Annotated in this window: 1 protein-coding gene; it reads left to right on the top strand. The window is 46.8% G+C overall.

What is annotated here, in order from left to right:
* On the top strand, window positions 1-2,149 hold a 2,149-nt coding region (locus KDK14_RS20330), incomplete at its 5' end, for a macro domain-containing protein (RefSeq protein WP_257267062.1).
* Window positions 2,150-2,420: the final 271 nt, after the last annotated feature.

The raw sequence follows: 2,420 nt of genomic DNA on the forward strand, positions 1-2,420 counted from the left end.
GATAGTGAATTCTGTCGACCTTGGGAAGACATTAAGTTTCGGTATTGCGAAGGTGATCAAAGACAAGTTTGGCACCGATTATCAAAGGGCCTCTGAAAACCAACTTCTCGATTACGGTATATGTGCCACATATTACTGTTCCCGTTTTAACAACCCGCCTGATTTAAGTAATTGCCATGCGGTTTTCAATGTGATGATTCCGCCCTCAACTCACCCGGATTTTGATGTGCAGCTTAAAAATGCTTTTATTGCGGTTTTTAAAGAGGCAATGGGTAATAAATTGGATCGGGTTTTCTGTCCTCTGCTCGGTTGTGGTATTGCCAAAGGCTCAGGAACAAGATTGGCAACAGCGGTTTTGGCAGCCAAAGAATTTTTTAAACCTTCAGGCTGTCAGTTACCAGAGCTGATTCTGGTGGGGAGGTCTTCTGAAGCCCGGGATATACAAGCTGGCAAAGACTTTGCCCGTCAGTGGCAGGCGTCAGGTCAATACAGGCCTGCAACAGGCTCAGCGCTCACCAGCGCCGGAGCTGCGGCCACGGCAATTAACACTGCGACCACTTCAGGCAGTGGCAACAACGTACCAAGGATGCTGATTCCTGGTCAGCTGGGAATAGTGATGTACGCAGATAATGGCATGTTTGGTTATGCCAGAGAACTTTCAAAACAAGGAAAACTATTTGATTTGGTCAATGCTGCAAATAGCCAAATGAGTCATAGAGGAGGTATTGCCCAACGATTTTCAAGAGAACTTGGTGCTCAATTTGACTCGGATACTGCTTCTAATGCACCGGTGCCAACTGGTGCATGTTACACCACCGGGTCTTATGGATACAGTGACCCCAAGTCTGATTTGCATCATTGTCAGTATATTCATAACGTGGTTGCCCCAAATAAGAAAGAGTATGAAGTGAGTGTTAACAGGCCTGGTGCATGGGTAAAAACACACTTTCAGCGAACAAGGTATGAGCAGGATTTCACTAGCGCTTTTGTTTCACTGCTCCTTGCAGCCATGACCAGAGGCAGCGATACCATTGTCAGTTGCTTTATAGGCTGTGCTATTTTCGGTGGCAGTGGTGAGGATATGGCTCGGGCTCTCCATGGGGCTTATCAGAAGCTTGGTATACCATTACTGAAACTACCCAAATTAATCCTCGTGGGTTGGCGAGGTGCTGATCAGAATGTATACGACGATTTTATTCAAACTTTCGAGCGTCTGAACATTGCTGATCCGGTATGTTTACCCTCGGGGAAAATGCCTGCCAGTGCTTCCCCTGCCGGTATTTCGGGCACTATGCCCAGATCCGGTGCTATCCCAAAGAAAACCTCCCCTGATTTTCTCTCTGGTGCAGCCCTGTTTTCCAGATCGATGCATGACTCCCTGCCGCCAGCGTCACATAGTCCGTATTCTTTGTCGGACGAGTTAGCCAACTTGAGCATAAGGCCTGAGCCTCCAGCCAAGGTCGCGAGGACCACCAGTCGATATGCACTGTCAGGGCGTACCGAAGTTTCCGGGTCTGGGGAAATTGCAGCCAGCGCCTTTAGTGGGAGTAAAGAAGTGATTGATTGCGGTGTTTGTTATGAATCACAGCCCAAAGAAGGTTCTCAGCAGTATCAAGGAGTTCTGGTTTGCGCTGATTGCACAAAAGAATACCCGGATCTAAATCTTCACTCTTCCACAAAGCTTGCAGAAGAGTACGCGGCAATCAATTACTCACCTTTGGAAGTCACACGCTGGCGTAAAGAATTGCCAGGATACCCGGGAGTTGGACGAATTGTTGTACACATAGCAGCAACTGCACCTGCTGAATTGAGTGGAGGACGGACGCTGGACGAAACCCGTAAATGTGAAACTCACTATTTGCCCGATAATAAAGTAGGCAATGAGCTTCTCAGGCTGCTTGAGGTACTCCATGAAGAGAAGTTGATTTATAAAATTGATCAGTCAAATACGACGGGCAAGTTTGCTATCACTTTCAACTTCCATTTGAAAACCTCCGACACTGGAGGTGTGCCAAGGCATGGGTATCCAGACAGGGATTACCCCTGTAGAGCAGCAGATCAAATCGTGGGGTTGGGAAAAACACACGCACTTGAAAAAAAACTTGACGTGACAAAACTGTTGAATTTGCTTTCTGATAGATCATCTTAAGCGCCTACTGCCTGCATCGGGAAGTTATGGATGGAACCACAAAATGAGTACATACAAGAAATTTTCTTTTCCTTCGTGCTCTTTGCCGTGAAAGGAAATTGCCACGGAGGCACAGAGTCACGGAGAACAGAAAAAAACTTTTCCTCTGTGTCTCCGTGACTACAGCTTTCATGACAGGGGGTGACAAACCATCGTCATGAACATTTGTGGTTAAACCCCAATGGCACTGACTTAAGCGTGAAAGCCTTGCCATAGTTAGTTAAAAGACTTT

The sequence above is a fragment of the Endozoicomonas sp. ONNA2 genome, from assembly GCF_024606365.1.
Lineage (GTDB): Bacteria > Pseudomonadota > Gammaproteobacteria > Pseudomonadales > Endozoicomonadaceae > Endozoicomonas.